A 15,279-nucleotide genomic window follows, 5' to 3' on the forward strand; every position below is an offset into this window, starting at 1 on the left:
TAGGTAGTGGGGGTGTGTGGTTTTATGGCCAAAACATTAGTCATCGTAGAATCGCCTGCAAAAGCTAAGACCATAGAAAAATTTTTAGGTAAAAGTCATTATACAGTAAAAGCATCAGTTGGTCATGTTAGAGATTTACCTAAAAGTAAATTAGGTGTAGATATAGAAAACAATTTTGAACCTCAATATATAAATATACGAGGAAAAGGCGATGTAATAAAGGAATTAAAAAAAGAAGCTAAAAAATCTAAACAAGTGTATCTAGCAACTGACCCTGATAGAGAAGGTGAAGCTATATCATGGCATTTAGCTCATATACTAAATTTAGATGAATCTGATGATTGTAGAATTGAGTTTAATGAAATAACTAAAGATGCAATTAAAAAAGCAATTAAGCATCCTAGAAATATTGATATAAACTTAGTAGATGCACAACAAGCTAGAAGAGTATTGGATAGACTTTTAGGATATCAAATAAGCCCTATATTATGGCAAAAGGTTAGAAAAGGTCTTAGTGCAGGTAGAGTACAATCAGTAACAACAAAATTAATTTGTGATAGAGAAAAAGAGATAAAAGCGTTTATTCCAAAAGAATATTGGACAATAGATGTTGAAGCAAAGACAGCAAAAGATAAAGATATAACTTTAAAATTTTATGGCAAGAACGATGAAAAAATTGAATTAGAAAATGAAGATGCTGTTAATGAAATACTAAAAGAAATGGAAGGAAAGGATTTAAAAGTTGAAAAGATAGAATCTAAATCAAGACGTAAATCAGCTCCAAAACCATTTACAACAAGTATGCTTCAACAAGAAGGTGCAAATAAGTTGTTTTTTACTACTAAAAAAACAATGATGATAGCGCAAGAACTATATGAAGGTATAGATATAGAAGGTGAAGGCACTGTTGGTCTTATATCATATATAAGAACTGATTCTAAGAGAATATCTGATGAAGCAAAAGAAAAAGCTAAGAATTATATAATAAGTGACTTAGGTGAAAATTATTATAAAAACCCTGTAGAAAAAAAAGAAAAACCAGACACTAAAAAGGTTCAAGATGCACATGAGGCAATAAGACCAACTTCCGTTGATAGAACTCCTGATAGCATAAAAGCTTCATTGAGTAAAGACCAATATAAGCTGTATAATTTAATTTGGAGAAGATTTATAGCAAGTCAAATGGAGGATTCAGTATTCGATATACTAAATGTAGAATGTAAGGCTGGAGATATTGTATTTAAAGCCACTGGTTCAAAAATGAAATTTGATGGATATACTAAGGTATACAATTTTTCAGAAAGAGAAGATAAGATTCTACCAAGTATAGAAAAAGGAGATATATTAAGTATAGAAAATATATTGCCAGACCAACATTTTACACAACCACCAGCAAGATATACAGAAGCCAGTTTGGTAAAAACATTGGAAGAACTGGGAATTGGTAGACCAAGTACGTATGCTCCAACAATAGCTACTATATTAAATAGAGAATATGTTGAAAAGCAAGGCACAAGTCTATGTCCAACAGAACTTGGAATAATAGTTACTGATATTTTAGAAAATAATTTTCATAAATTTATAGATGTAGATTTTACTGCTGATATGGAAAGTAAGCTTGATGTCATAGAAGAGGGAAATACAGATTGGAAAGAAATTGTATCTGAAGCATATGCACCACTTAAAGAAGCCATTGAAGAAGCACTTGAGAATATAGAAAAAATAAATATGGATGAAGAAACTGATGAAATCTGTGAAAACTGTGGCTCTAATATGGTTATAAAATATGGTAGGTTTGGAAAGTTTATGGCTTGTAAAAACTATCCTGATTGCAAAACGACTAGACCAATTATGAATAAAATTGGTGTTAAATGTCCAAAATGTGAAGAAGGAGAAATTATCCTTAGAAAATCCAAAAGAGGGAAAGCTTTTTATGGATGTTCTAATTATCCAAACTGTGACTTTGTAGCTTGGAATAAGCCAACAGGAGAGTTTTGTGAAAAGTGTGGTTCATATATGGTTGAAAAAGTGACTAAATCTGAAACGAAAACAGTATGCTCCAATAAAGAATGTAACAAAGAGTCAAAAGAGCATAATGACGGAAAAGAGTGAAAATTGAAAAAAATCACATAATTATCTTGAAAAAGGTTCCAAACTATGATAATCTTTCAAGTGTGAACAACTAATATAAAAATAAATTTTCATTAAAAGTGAGAATAATATTAGAAAATATAAAGGTTATTAAAAGGCCTAAATTTCATGAGGAGATGATTAAATGGCAAGTGAAGTATTACAAAAAACAAGAAAAATAAATAAAACATTACAAACAAGTGGTGGAAGCAGTGTCTCTTTTGATTTACTGGCCGGAGCATTAGGAGATGTATTAAATTCTAATGTTTATGTAGTAAGTGCAAAAGGTAAAGTTCTAGGGCTTCATTTAAATGATATTGAAGATAGCTCAGTTATAGAAGACGAATATACTAAGCAAAAAAAATTCTCAGAAGAATATACTCAAAACTTATTAAAAATTGATGAGACACTAGAAAACTTAAATGGTGAGAAGATATTAGAGATTTTCCCTGAAGAACAAGGAAGATTACAAAAATATACTACTGTAGTACCAATATTAGGAAGTGGACAAAGACTTGGAACATTAGTACTTTCAAGATATTCAATGTCATTTAATGATGATGATTTAGTGATAGCTGAATACAGTGCAACTGTTGTTGGTCTTGAGATATTAAGAGCAATAGGTGAAGAATTAGAAGAAGAAATGAGAAAAAAAGCTGTAGTTCAAATGGCAATAGGCACTCTGTCCTACTCCGAGCTTGAAGCAGTTGAACATATTTTTGCTGAATTAGACGGTAAAGAAGGCTTACTTGTAGCAAGTAAAATAGCTGATAGAGTTGGTATAACTAGGTCAGTTATAGTAAATGCACTTAGAAAATTTGAAAGTGCAGGTGTGATAGAATCAAGATCATTAGGTATGAAAGGAACTCATATAAGAATACTTAATGATAAACTTACAGATGAATTAAAAAAATTAAAAAACAATCAATAATCTAAATTTTATAGATTGTGATTAGAAAAGGTATCTATTTCAAATAGATACCTTTTTTAGACGGATTATTGGGATAATAATCATGAAATATTTTTTTTGAATAGGAGTGGGAATATGCCTTTAGCAGATAAAATAAGACCAAAAACAATGAATGATGTAATAGGTCAAAGTCATATAATTGGTAATGGAAAAATACTGTCTAAGATATTACAGACTAATTTTTTGCCAAATATGATATTTTTTGGTCCACCAGGTGTTGGAAAAACTACTGTAGCAGAAATTGTCGCAGAAAAAAGCAATAAAAATTTTTATAAAATAAATGCCACTAATTCATCACTAGAAGATATAAAAAAAGTAATAGCAGAACTTGGAAGTATAAGTAATATAAATGGGGTTTTACTATATATAGATGAGATACAAAGTTTTAATAAAAAACAACAGCAGTCGATATTAGAATTTATGGAAAATGGTAGTATAACTTTGATTGCTAGTACTACAGAGAATCCATATCATTATGTATATAAAGCTCTTCTAAGTAGAGCGACTATATTTGAATTTAAGCCTTTAGAAAAATTAGATATAGAAAAAGGCTTAAGAAGGGCAATTGAAGTTTTAAATGAAGATAGTTATATGGATATTGAATGTAATAATGATGCTATTGAGGATATAGCTATTATCTCTGATGGAGATATGAGAAGGGCTTTAAATGCTTTAGAATTAGTAGTTTATTCAACTAAACCAAATATAGATAACATAATCTATATAGATTCAGATGTAGTAAAAAAATCTACATTTAATAAAATTATAAACTATGATAAAAATGGTGATAGTCATTATGATATTTTAAGTGCATTTCAAAAATCTATAAGGGGAAGTGACCCGCAGGCATCCATACACTATTTAGCAAGACTTATAAAAGGTGGAGATTTAATAAGTATCTGTAGGAGACTTTTAGTAATAGCTAGTGAAGATATAGGTTTAGCTTATCCAAATGCAGTTGTTATTGTAAAAGCCTGTGTAGATTCAGCTATGCAACTTGGATTTCCTGAAGCAAAAATACCATTAGCAGAAGCTGCTGTTCTTTTAGCTACATCGCCAAAATCTAATTCTGCATGTATGGCAATAATGAAAGCATTAGATGAATTAGATAGAGAATTTGTTAAAGACATACCAAACAGTATAAAAGATGCTCATTATTCTGGTTCTAAAGATATAGGTAGAGGATGTGGATATAAATATCCTCATAACTTTAAAAATCATTATGTAAAACAACAGTATTTACCAGATAGCATAAAAGATAGTATTTACTACATACCACAAGAAAACAAAACTGAGAAAAATATAAAGAAATATCTAGAATATTTGGATAGCGATTTTTAAGTTGAATTTTATGTATCGGGGGTAGATATTATGATTATAAAGCTTAACTCAAGTTATCATAGTAGAGTTATGAAATATTTAAAAAAAGAACCTGAGTACAATTTATTTATAATAGGGGATATTGAAAGATATGGATATGGAAATAACTTTTTAAATTTATGGGCAGATATAGGTTTAAATGGTGAAATCAGAGCAGTACTACTTAAATATTTTGAATTTATGATGTTTTATTCAGATGGAGAGTATGATGTTGAAGGCTTTTATGAATTGCTTTGTGACACTGATTACGAAGAAATTTCTGGAAAAATAAGTGCTGTAGATGCTTTAGCAAAGCGATTAGGACTTAATCATCTAAAAATAGTTGATTTTTGTAAGCTTCGAACTAAAAAATTTTTAGTTGACAATCATTGTAATGAAAAGGTCAAGAGAATTAGACTTGGAAATCTAAAGAAAACAGTTAGGCTTTATGATTTGATAGATGAATTCCACAGTACAACTTTAGATAGTTTAAAAAATGGTTTAAGAACAGGTAGAGGATATTGTATAGAGATTAACAAAGAAGTAGTATCAATGGCAAAGAGTACATCAGAAAACAGGACTCATGCAATGATAATTGGAGTAGGTACACATCCTAAATATAGAGCTAGAGGGCTTGCTACAAAATGTTTAATTAAACTATGTTCAGAACTTTTAAGAGAGAATAAAATGCCTTGTTTGTTTTATGATAATGAAGAAGCTGGAAAGATATATAAAAAATTAGGATTTGAAAACATTGGAAAATGGGGGATTTATTCAAAATAAAAAAATTAAAATTAATCTTGACAAAATTAGTAGGGTATAATAAAATTATGTTGAAAGTAATTCCTACTAAAACAGTATGAATTAGATTTCTATATAGAGGTGATAATGTATGAAGTTGTCTACTAAAGGTAGATATGGACTAAAGGCAATGTTTGAATTAGCACTAAATCAAGATAATGGACCAGTGTCATTAAAATTTATTGCTAAAAAGCAAAAAATATCGGACCAGTACTTAGAACAAATATTTTCATCTTTAAAAAAATCGGGTCTAGTAAAAAGTGTAAGAGGTGCTCAAGGAGGATATTTGCTTTCAAAGAATGCTGAAGACATAACAGTGGGAGATATACTTGTAGTATTGGAAGGTCCAGTTGCATTATCTGACTGTGTACTAGATGAAGATGTCTGTGAAAACTCAAACATGTGTGTAACAAAAATAGTTTGGGAAAAGATGAAAAAGGGTATAGAAGATGTTATAGATTCAATTACTCTTAAAGATATGATAAATGACTATAACAAAAATAAATTAGAAAATGATATAACAAATATAACTAAAAAATAGATTTGGAGATGAATGTAATGGAAAAAAGAAGATTGTATATGGATTATTCTGCAACAACACCTGTTAAAAAAGAAGTATTAGATGCAATGATGCCATACCTAACAGATTATTTTGGCAATGCATCTAGTTTTCACACATTCGGAAGAGAAGCAAAAGATGCTTTAGATAAAGCAAGAGAACAAGTAGCAGCCCTTATAAATGCTGAACCTAGTGAAATATATTTTACAGCGGGTGGTTCAGAAAGTGACAACTGGACATTAGAGGGTGTAGCTTATGCTAATAAAAATAAAGGTAATCATATAATAACTTCAAAAATAGAACACCATGCAATACTTCATACATGTGAATACTTAGAAAAACATCATGGATTTGAAATAACTTATTTAGATGTTGATAGCGAAGGAAAAATTGATTTAAAACAATTAGAAGATTCAATAAAAGATACTACTATACTAATAAGTATAATGTTTGCAAATAATGAAATAGGAACTATACAACCTATTAAAGAAATATCTGAAATAGCTAAAAAACACAGTATATTATTCCATACTGATGCAGTACAAGCTTCAGGTAATATTCCAGTAGATGTTAAAGAATTAGGAATAGATTTAATGAGTATGTCTTCACATAAAATATATGGACCAAAAGGTGTTGGAGCTTTATACATAAGAAAAGGTGTAAGACTTCATAACTTTGTCCATGGTGGAGCACAAGAAAAAAGCAAAAGAGCAGGTACAGAAAATATACCTGCAATAGTTGGATATGGAAAAGCAGCAGAATTAGCTAAAGCAAATATGCAAAACCATGTTGAGACTTTAACTCGTCTTAGAAATAAGTTAATAGATGGTGTTTTAGAAAGAATACCTTATACAAGAATAAATGGTAGTTTAGAAAATAGATTACCAGGAAATGCAAACTTTGCATTCCAATTTATAGAAGGTGAAGGAATACTTTTACTATTAGATATGTTAGGAATTGCTGGTTCAAGTGGTTCTGCATGTACTTCTGGTTCATTAGACCCTTCACATGTATTACTTGCAATAGGTTTACCACATGAAATAGCACATGGTTCATTGAGACTTACAGTTGGAGATTTTACAACGGATGATGATATAGATTATATATTAGAAAATTTACCAAAAGTTATAGAAAGACTTAGAAGTATGTCACCACTTTACGATGATGCAAAGAAACAAGGATTAGTAAAATAGACAAAATAGATAAGACATAAAAAATAGGCATAAATTAATGTAGGAGGAAAAAATAATGCAATATAGTGATAAAGTTATGGAACATTTTATGAACCCAAGAAATATGGGAGAAATTGAAGGTGCAAGTGGTGTAGGTGAAGTTGGAAATCCTACATGTGGAGATATAATGAAGATATTTTTAGACATAGAAGGAGACATAATAAAAGATGTTAAGTTTAAAACATTTGGCTGTGGTTCAGCTATAGCAAGTTCTTCTATGGCAACTGAAATGATAAAAGGAAAGACTATAAAAGATGCATTAGACCTTACAAATAAAGCTGTTGCTGAAGCTTTGGATGGTTTACCACCAGTAAAAATGCACTGTTCAGTTTTAGCAGAACAAGCTGTAAAAGCAGCACTTATAGACTATGCTAAAAAGAATAATATCCATATACCAGAATTAGATGGATATGTTATAGATGATGCTCATGACCATGATATTGAGGAAGAAGAATAAAATAAGGAATAATTTTCCAAAAAAAGTTTAAAATCATTTTAAAAAAGTGTATAATGGTATAGTAAGATGAAAAATAGCCGTTTTAAAGAAAACGGCTATTTTTTATTGTTAAAACTGCCATTCTAGCCCGTTTTGGAAATTAATCAAATAATAAAAAAATATACACATCCATAATATTTAAACATTAAAAAATATAAAAAATCTCAGCAAATCAATCGTTTACGAGGATTTCATATAAAAATATATTTTCAGAAATTTTTACTTAAAAATGCTATTTTCTTTAAAAAGGCACATTTCAACTAAATACAATATTAGGGGGAACAGTTATGAAAATACCAAAGAGGATAGCAGCAATACTTACTATATCATTAGTAGTTAGCAGTGCGACAACAGGCATATCAAGTGCTCAAACAAACAGTGATACACTTAAAGGTTCAGGTAGATGGGAAACTGCCATACAAATAAGTAAAAAAGGATGGGATACATCTAAAAATGTGATATTAGTTAATGATAATACTATAGTAGACGCATTGACTGCAACTCCTTTTGCTGGTTCTAAGAATGCACCAATTCTTTTGACACAAAACAATAAATTAGATGATAGAACTAAAGCAGAAATAATAAGGTTAAAAGCAGAAAAAGTATATTTAATAGGCGGGACAAAAACTTTAGGTTCAGAGGTAGAGACACAATTAAAATCATTAAAAATTGATACAGAAAGAATCTCAGGAAATGATAGATATCAAACTTCTTTAGAAATAGCTAAAAAATTGGATGAGTCTCTTGTAAGAAAAGCAAGTAGTAATATTTCAGAGATAGTTGTAGTTAATGGAGAAAAAGGTCTTGCTGACGCAGTAAGTGTAGGAGCTGCGGCTGCTCAAAATAAAATGCCAATAATTCTTTCTAGTCCAGAAGATGGAATAAAACAATCAAATCAATTTATAAAAGATAAAGGTATAAAAACATCTTATGTAATAGGAGGAGTGCAGTCGATTTCAGAAGCTACAAAAAGCACTTTACCTAGTCCTAGGAGATTATCAGGAAAAGATAGAAATGAAACTAATGCGGCTGTTATAAGTGGATTATATGGTTCAAAAGAGTTGAAAAATGCATATATAACAAAAGATGGTATGAATAAACAAGGAGATCTTATAGATTCATTAGCAGTAGGTTCATTGGCAGCAAAAAATAATTCACCAGTAGTTTTAGTTGGAAATAAATTAAATAAAGAACAAGAAAAAGTATTAAATACTAAAAGCTTAAAAACAGTTACACAGGTTGGTGGTTCAGGCAATGAGAATGCTTTTTCTGAGATAAAAAAATCACAATCTACAACAACATATGAAGTTAAAAATATAGAAGAGTTAAAAATAGCTTTAGATAAAGCTGATGCAAATGATGTTATAAATATTAAGCCATCAGGAACTATGTCAAATGATTTATCATTGAGTACTAATAATTCAATTTCTGTAAATTTAAATGGTACATATACAGGTACGATAGTAGTAACTGCTCCAAATGCAGATATAGTAAATAAAGGTACAATAAATAAAGTTTTGGTTAAGGATAGTAAAGGTGGAACAATAATAAATGAAAGTGGAGCAAAAATAGAAAAAGTAGAAATACAAAATAATTCTAGCAATGTTGTAGTTAAAAACAACGGAAAAATAACAAACATAAAAAATGATGCTACAGGAACAAATATAAAAAATGAAGGAATAATAACTGACAAAGTAGAAGGTTCTCAGACTCCAAGTGTAGATGGCACTAAACCAGGTGGAAGTTCATCTGGAGGCTCTTCATCAAGTGGAGGAAGTTCAAGTGGTGGTTCATCTGTAAAAGATAAATTGATAACATCAATAACAGCACTTGATAATTCAATAAAAGTACAAAATGTAGAAAATGGAACGGAATTAAGTAAGTTAAACTTACCAAAAGAGTTATCAGCAACTGTGTCTGGAGTGGCTAATACAAAAGTAGGTGTAACTTGGAAAAGTACACCAGAATATGCTAGCCAAGTAGCAGGAAAGTATATATTTAGTGCAAGTCTATCAAGTGGATATAAGCTATCAGAAGGAGTATCACTTCCAACTATTACAGTAACGGTAGCTGAACCTGCTAAAGTGGAGACAATAAAGATTACTGATACTGATACATTAGAAGAAGCACTTGCTTTACAAGAAGATGGTCAAGTGTGGGAAATAAGTGGACAAATAGATGTTAAAAAGCCAGTTGTTATAGATAAAAAAATAGTTATAAATGGTATTAATAATGCTGAATTGAAAAAAGCTGTAGAATTTACTGATACTAAACCAGGGTACGAAAATATAGTAACAATAGACAGAAAAGATGGTGTAAAAATAAACAATCTAAAAGTAACAGGTTTAGATTCAGACAAATTAAATAAATCAGGAATGCATGTTTATTTATCACAAAATGTTGAATTAAACAATGTAACTTTAAATAATAATAAAGGGGCAGGTTTAATAGTAAATGGTTCATCAGTAATAGCTTCAAATCTTGTAACAAGTGGAAACGGATGGTATGGAGTCAATGTAGAATATGTAAAAGCTGATGGAATTGTAAATGAAACTAATGCAAGTCTAGATTTAATAGGTGATTGTAAGATAAGTGAATATACTCCAATAAAAACTGATAACTATGATAAAGATAAAGTGATTGTTAATGGATATGGAGATTGTACATTATTACAAGATTCAAAAACTGCTACCTGGGGTAAAGCTTCTATAACTATAAATGAAAATAATGATATAGCTAATATAACGAAAGAAAATAAAATAGATGAGGGTGAAAATGGTAGTATACCTAAGTTTGAAAGTGTAGATGGTAGAACGCTTGTAGATATTACACTAAATAAAGGTAAAAATGATTATAATAATGTAAGAGTTCAAATAAAAGCGGAAGAAGATTCAGAAAATTTAGATGGAATACAACTAATTGCTAAGGATAGCAATGGAAACTGGTTTAACATAGTAAACACAGGATGGGGACCAATGGAAGGTTTTCCATTGCAAGGTGCAACAACAAAAGTTTATCTAGTTGGAAATAAAGAAGGTACTTATAAGGTGAAAATAGAACTAGTTGATGTTAGTAATTCTAATAATATAATAACAGAAACAACAGCGTCAGTAGTGGTAGTTAATAAATAAAAAATTACCCTTAAATCTTTTAAAATTACCTAATAATATTATTTTTTTTAGAAAATAGAGCAAGCTATATTTTAAATAAATACAATGCTTGCTCTATATGGTATAATAATAAGTAATGCAAAAGATGAGGTGAAATTTGTTTATGAATAAAAAAGTAATGATAGGTATGAGTGGAGGAGTAGATAGTTCTGTAGCTGCATATCTTTTAAAACAGCAAGGATACGACGTCATTGGTGTTACTATGAAATTATGGCAAGACGATGACGAAGTTGAAAATGAAGGTGGTTGTTGCTCTTTATCAGCAGTTGAAGATGCTAGAAGAGTAGCAAATAAAATAGGAATACCATTTTATGTTCTTAATTTTAGAGAAGTATTTAAAGAAAAAGTAATAGATTATTTTATAGATGAATATTTAGAAGGAAAAACTCCTAATCCTTGTATAGCTTGTAATAAACATATAAAATTTGACGATTTTTATAAAAGAGCTAGACAAATAGGATGTGATTATGTGGCTACAGGTCACTATGCAAAAATAGAAAAAGATGAAGATACAGGAAGATATTTATTAAAAAAATCTGTTACAGATAAAAAAGACCAGACTTATGCACTTTATAATCTTACACAAGAACAATTAAAACATACACTACTACCAATAGGTGATTATGAAAAGGATAGAGTAAGAGAAATTGCTAAAGAAATGGGAATGGCAGTCCATAATAAACCCGATAGTCAAGAAATTTGTTTTGTTAAAGATAATGACTATGCAAATTATGTAAAAAAACATTCTGAAAAGCGTATTGAAGAAGGTTTTTTTGTAGATACTAAAGGAAATATACTTGGAAAACATAAAGGGATACTATACTATACAATAGGACAAAGAAAAGGTCTTGGAATTACTTTTGGCAAACCAATGTTTGTAGTAGATATAAATCCAATAAATAATACTATTGTCCTTGGAGACAACGAAGAATTATTTAAAAAAGAACTTATTGCAAAAGATGTTAACTTTATATCAATAGACAAACTAGAAGAGCCATTAAGAGTTCAAGCAAAAATAAGATACTCTGCAAAACCATCACCAGCTACTATTTATAATGTTGGAGAAAATACTATTAAAATAGTATTTGATGAAGCTCAAAGAGCTATTACAAAAGGTCAATCTGTTGTAATGTACGATGGAGATATTGTAGTAGGCGGAGGAATAATAGAGAAAAGTTTATAAAAATATCTAAGAAACTTATAAAATAAGTAATATAGTCTATAAATCTAAAACAAAGTTTATAAAATAAATTTATTGTATATGAAAATATAGTATTGATTAATTTTGTAAAATTTAGTAATATAATTATTATATTAATTAAAAACAAATACAGTGATAAGGAATAGTAAAGTATTTGATGTCTTACAGAGAGAGGGAACATGCTGAAAGCCCTTAGAATAAAATATTTGAAGCAGCCTTTTAGTAGCAATTTTGAACAATGTACTTTGAATTAACAAGGTAGATTTAAGTAGAGATTGACGGTAGTTACGTTATAGCTAAGGTTTTCCGAAGATATCATAATTTTTTATGATAATTAGGGTGGTACCGCGATTGTCCTCGCCCCTATAAATTTATTTATAGGGACGAGGTTTTTTATTTAAACGAAAAAATATAATTTATTAGGAGGAACATAATATGGAAAAGATGGGACTAAACGAGATAAGAAGTAAGTTTTTAGAATTTTTTGAGTCAAAAGGTCACTATGCAGCAGATAGCTATTCTTTAGTACCAAACAATGACAAGAGTTTATTGCTTATAAACTCAGGTATGGCACCTTTAAAAAATTATTTTTCAGGTGTAGAAGTACCTCCAAGTTTAAGAATGTGTACATCTCAAAAATGTATAAGAACTGGAGATATAGAAAATGTAGGTATAACTGCAAGACATGCCACTTTTTTTGAAATGATGGGTAACTTCTCATTTGGAGATTACTTTAAAAGAGAATCAATTAAATGGGGATGGGAATTTGTCACAGAATGGCTAAGTATCCCAGAAGATAAAATATGGGTAACTGTATATGAAGAAGATGACGATTCTTATGATATATGGGCAAAAGAAATGAATTTTCCAGAAGAAAGAATGGTTAGACTTGGTAAAGATGATAACTTCTGGGAGATAGGTACAGGTCCTTGTGGTCCTTGTTCAGAAATATATTTTGATAGAGGAGAAGAATATGGATGTGATAATCCAGACTGTAAACCAGGCTGTGATTGTGACAGATACCTAGAATTCTGGAACCATGTATTTACTCAGTTTGATAGAGATGAAGAAGGAAACTACAGTTTATTAGAAAGTAAAAATATAGATACAGGTATGGGCCTTGAAAGAATGGGATGTATCATGCAAGGTGTGGAGACTATCTTTGAAGTAGATACTATTAAGTCTATATTGGAAGCAGTTGAAAAGTTAACAGGAGTAAAATATGGAGTAAATCCAAAAAATGATATATCAATAAGAATAATAACTGACCATATAAGAGCTGTGACATTCTTAGTTAGTGATGGAGTACTTCCATCAAATGAGGGAAGAGGCTATGTTCTTAGAAGACTTCTTAGACGTGCTGCTCGTCATGGTAAACTATTAGGTGTAAAAGAATTATTCTTACAAAAACTGATAGATGAAGTTATAAAGGTAAATGATAAAGCATATCCAGTTTTAGTTGAAAAAGAAAGTTATATTAAAAAAGTTGTTGGAATAGAAGAAGAAAAATTCAATGAAACTATAGACCAAGGAACAGAAATATTGAACTCATATATAGAAGCATTAAAGAATGAAGGAAAAACTGTTTTAAGTGGTCAAGAAGCCTTTAAACTGTATGATACTTATGGATTCCCTATAGACTTAACTAAAGAAATTTTGGAAGAAGAACATTTATCTGTAGATGAAGAGTCTTTCAATGAAGAAATGGAAAAACAAAAAGAAAGAGCTAGAAATGCTAGAGGAAATATGGATGGAGAAAGTTGGAAGGAAGACCCTCTATCAAAATTAGAGTCTACTATAGATAGTATGTTTAATGGATATAGTGAATTATATGGTGAAGGAATTATTGAAGCTATAGTTAAAGAGGATGAATTAGTTCAAAATGCAAAAGAAGGTGATAAAGTATCTATAGTACTAGACAATACTACTTTCTATCCTGAAGGTGGAGGACAAGTTGGTGATTGTGGATTAATAACCAACGAAAATTTAGTAGTGGAAGTATTAAATACTAAAAAAGGTGCTAATAATAGTATAAAACATATAGGTATAATAAAATCAGGAAAAATAAGTAATGGAGATAAAGTAAAGACATTAGTAGATAGAGATGTTAGAATGTCTGCTGCAAGAAACCATAGTGCTACACATTTACTTCATAAAGCACTAAAAGAAGTATTAGGAGAGCATGTTAATCAAGCTGGTTCTTTAGTTACTCCAGATAGATTAAGATTTGATATTACTCACTTTGAAGCTATATCAAATGAAGAATTAAAAGTTATAGAAGAAAAAGTAAATAATGTTATTTTATCATCTTTAGACATAAAATGTGATATTATGAATATAAAAGAAGCAAAAGAAAAAGGAGCTACAGCACTATTTGGTGAAAAATATGGTGATGAAGTAAGAGTAGTTTCTATGGGAGATTATTCTACAGAACTTTGTGGAGGAACTCACTTGACAAATACTTCTCAGATAGGAATGTTTAAAATATTGTCTGAAGGTGGAGTAGCAGCAGGAGTAAGAAGAATAGAAGCAATAACAGGAAAAGCTGTTTATGAATACTTAAAAGAAAAAGAAGGAATTATATCTGAAGTTTGTGTAAATTTAAAATCTAAAGAAGATAATTTAATTCAAAGAATAAGTTCTTTATTAGAAGAAAATAAAAATTTATCTAAAGAATTACATGATATAAAGACTAAAATGAGTTTACAATCAGCTGATTCTATTTTTGATTCTAAGCTTGAAGTAAATGGAGTTAACTTAATAACTAATAAATTTGAAGGTATGGATATGGATACACTAAGAGAAACAGCAGATAATTTAAGAGATAAGCTTGGCTCTGGTGTAGTAGTATTGGCAAATGTAGTAGATGATAAAGTTAACTTTGTAGTTACTGCTACTAAAGATGTGTTAGATAAAGGAATACATTCAGGGAATATAGTTAGAGAAGTTGCAAAAATAGCTGGAGGAAAAGGTGGAGGAAGACCTAATATGGCACAAGCAGGAGCTAGTGACATATCTAAGGTTGACCAAGCTCTAAGCTATGCAAGTGAGGTTATTAAGACACAAGTTAAATAACATTCACTTAAGGAGGTTTTTAGTTTGGAAAAAGATTTAGACTACACTATGAAATTTGAAGGAATACCAGAAGATAGAATGAGTGTGGGAGATACGATAGATTTTGTATATAAAGCACTAGTTGAAAAAGGATATAACCCTATAAATCAAATTATAGGGTATCTCCTTTCTGGCGATTCTAGTTATATAACTAGTCATAAAAATGCAAGAGCTATAATTAAAAAATTTGAAAGAGATGAGATACTTGAAGAAGTAATCACGCACTATCTGAATAGAAAGTAGGTCA

General features: G+C 29.8%; 11 protein-coding genes and 1 other annotated feature. All 11 genes read left to right on the plus strand.

Annotation, left to right across the window (positions count from 1 at the left end):
* The first annotated feature begins 24 nt into the window (after window positions 1-24).
* The 11 genes from topA (at window position 25) to IC219_RS12095 (ending at window position 15,275) form a co-directional block, all read left to right on the plus strand.
* A complete protein-coding gene (topA, locus tag IC219_RS12045; RefSeq protein ID WP_227434184.1) occupies window positions 25-2,112 on the plus strand; it encodes a type I DNA topoisomerase in 2,088 nt (695 codons plus the stop codon).
* Window positions 2,113-2,275: 163 nt separating this feature from the next.
* Window positions 2,276-3,061, plus strand: coding sequence for a GTP-sensing pleiotropic transcriptional regulator CodY (codY, locus tag IC219_RS12050; RefSeq protein ID WP_227434185.1), 786 nt, complete (start codon window positions 2,276-2,278; stop codon window positions 3,059-3,061).
* A gap of 114 nt (window positions 3,062-3,175) precedes the next feature.
* On the plus strand, window positions 3,176-4,441 hold the full coding sequence (locus IC219_RS12055; RefSeq protein ID WP_227831220.1) for a replication-associated recombination protein A: 1,266 nt from the start codon (window positions 3,176-3,178) through the stop codon (window positions 4,439-4,441).
* A gap of 30 nt (window positions 4,442-4,471) precedes the next feature.
* Window positions 4,472-5,242 carry a GNAT family N-acetyltransferase gene (locus IC219_RS12060; RefSeq protein WP_227831219.1) on the plus strand — a complete coding sequence of 257 codons (771 nt, stop codon included), beginning with the start codon at window positions 4,472-4,474 and terminating at the stop codon, window positions 5,240-5,242.
* Between the two features lie 109 nt (window positions 5,243-5,351).
* Entirely contained in the window at window positions 5,352-5,801 is a 450-nt protein-coding gene (locus IC219_RS12065) for an RrF2 family transcriptional regulator (RefSeq protein ID WP_227434188.1), read from the plus strand.
* A 17-nt stretch (window positions 5,802-5,818) separates the two neighbouring features.
* Window positions 5,819-7,012: a cysteine desulfurase NifS gene (nifS, locus tag IC219_RS12070; RefSeq protein WP_227831218.1), complete on the plus strand. Its 1,194-nt coding sequence runs from the start codon at window positions 5,819-5,821 to the stop codon at window positions 7,010-7,012.
* 55 nt (window positions 7,013-7,067) lie between these two features.
* A complete protein-coding gene (nifU, locus tag IC219_RS12075; RefSeq protein WP_227434190.1) occupies window positions 7,068-7,508 on the plus strand; it encodes a Fe-S cluster assembly scaffold protein NifU in 441 nt (146 codons plus the stop codon).
* A 326-nt stretch (window positions 7,509-7,834) separates the two neighbouring features.
* Window positions 7,835-10,678: a cell wall-binding repeat-containing protein gene (locus IC219_RS12080; RefSeq protein ID WP_227831217.1), complete on the plus strand. Its 2,844-nt coding sequence runs from the start codon at window positions 7,835-7,837 to the stop codon at window positions 10,676-10,678.
* A 142-nt stretch (window positions 10,679-10,820) separates the two neighbouring features.
* The gene (mnmA, locus tag IC219_RS12085; RefSeq protein ID WP_227434192.1) at window positions 10,821-11,900 is read left to right on the plus strand and encodes a tRNA 2-thiouridine(34) synthase MnmA; all 1,080 of its coding nucleotides are present in this window, start codon (window positions 10,821-10,823) and stop codon (window positions 11,898-11,900) included.
* 141 nt (window positions 11,901-12,041) lie between these two features.
* Window positions 12,042-12,286: a binding site (T-box leader), on the plus strand.
* A 67-nt stretch (window positions 12,287-12,353) separates the two neighbouring features.
* Window positions 12,354-14,993, plus strand: coding sequence for an alanine--tRNA ligase (alaS, locus tag IC219_RS12090; RefSeq protein WP_227831216.1), 2,640 nt, complete (start codon window positions 12,354-12,356; stop codon window positions 14,991-14,993).
* Between the two features lie 24 nt (window positions 14,994-15,017).
* A complete protein-coding gene (locus IC219_RS12095; protein WP_003419418.1) occupies window positions 15,018-15,275 on the plus strand; it encodes an IreB family regulatory phosphoprotein in 258 nt (85 codons plus the stop codon).
* Window positions 15,276-15,279 lie beyond the last annotated feature (4 nt).

This window comes from Clostridioides sp. ES-W-0018-02, assembly GCF_020658175.1.
Lineage (GTDB): Bacteria > Bacillota > Clostridia > Peptostreptococcales > Peptostreptococcaceae > Clostridioides.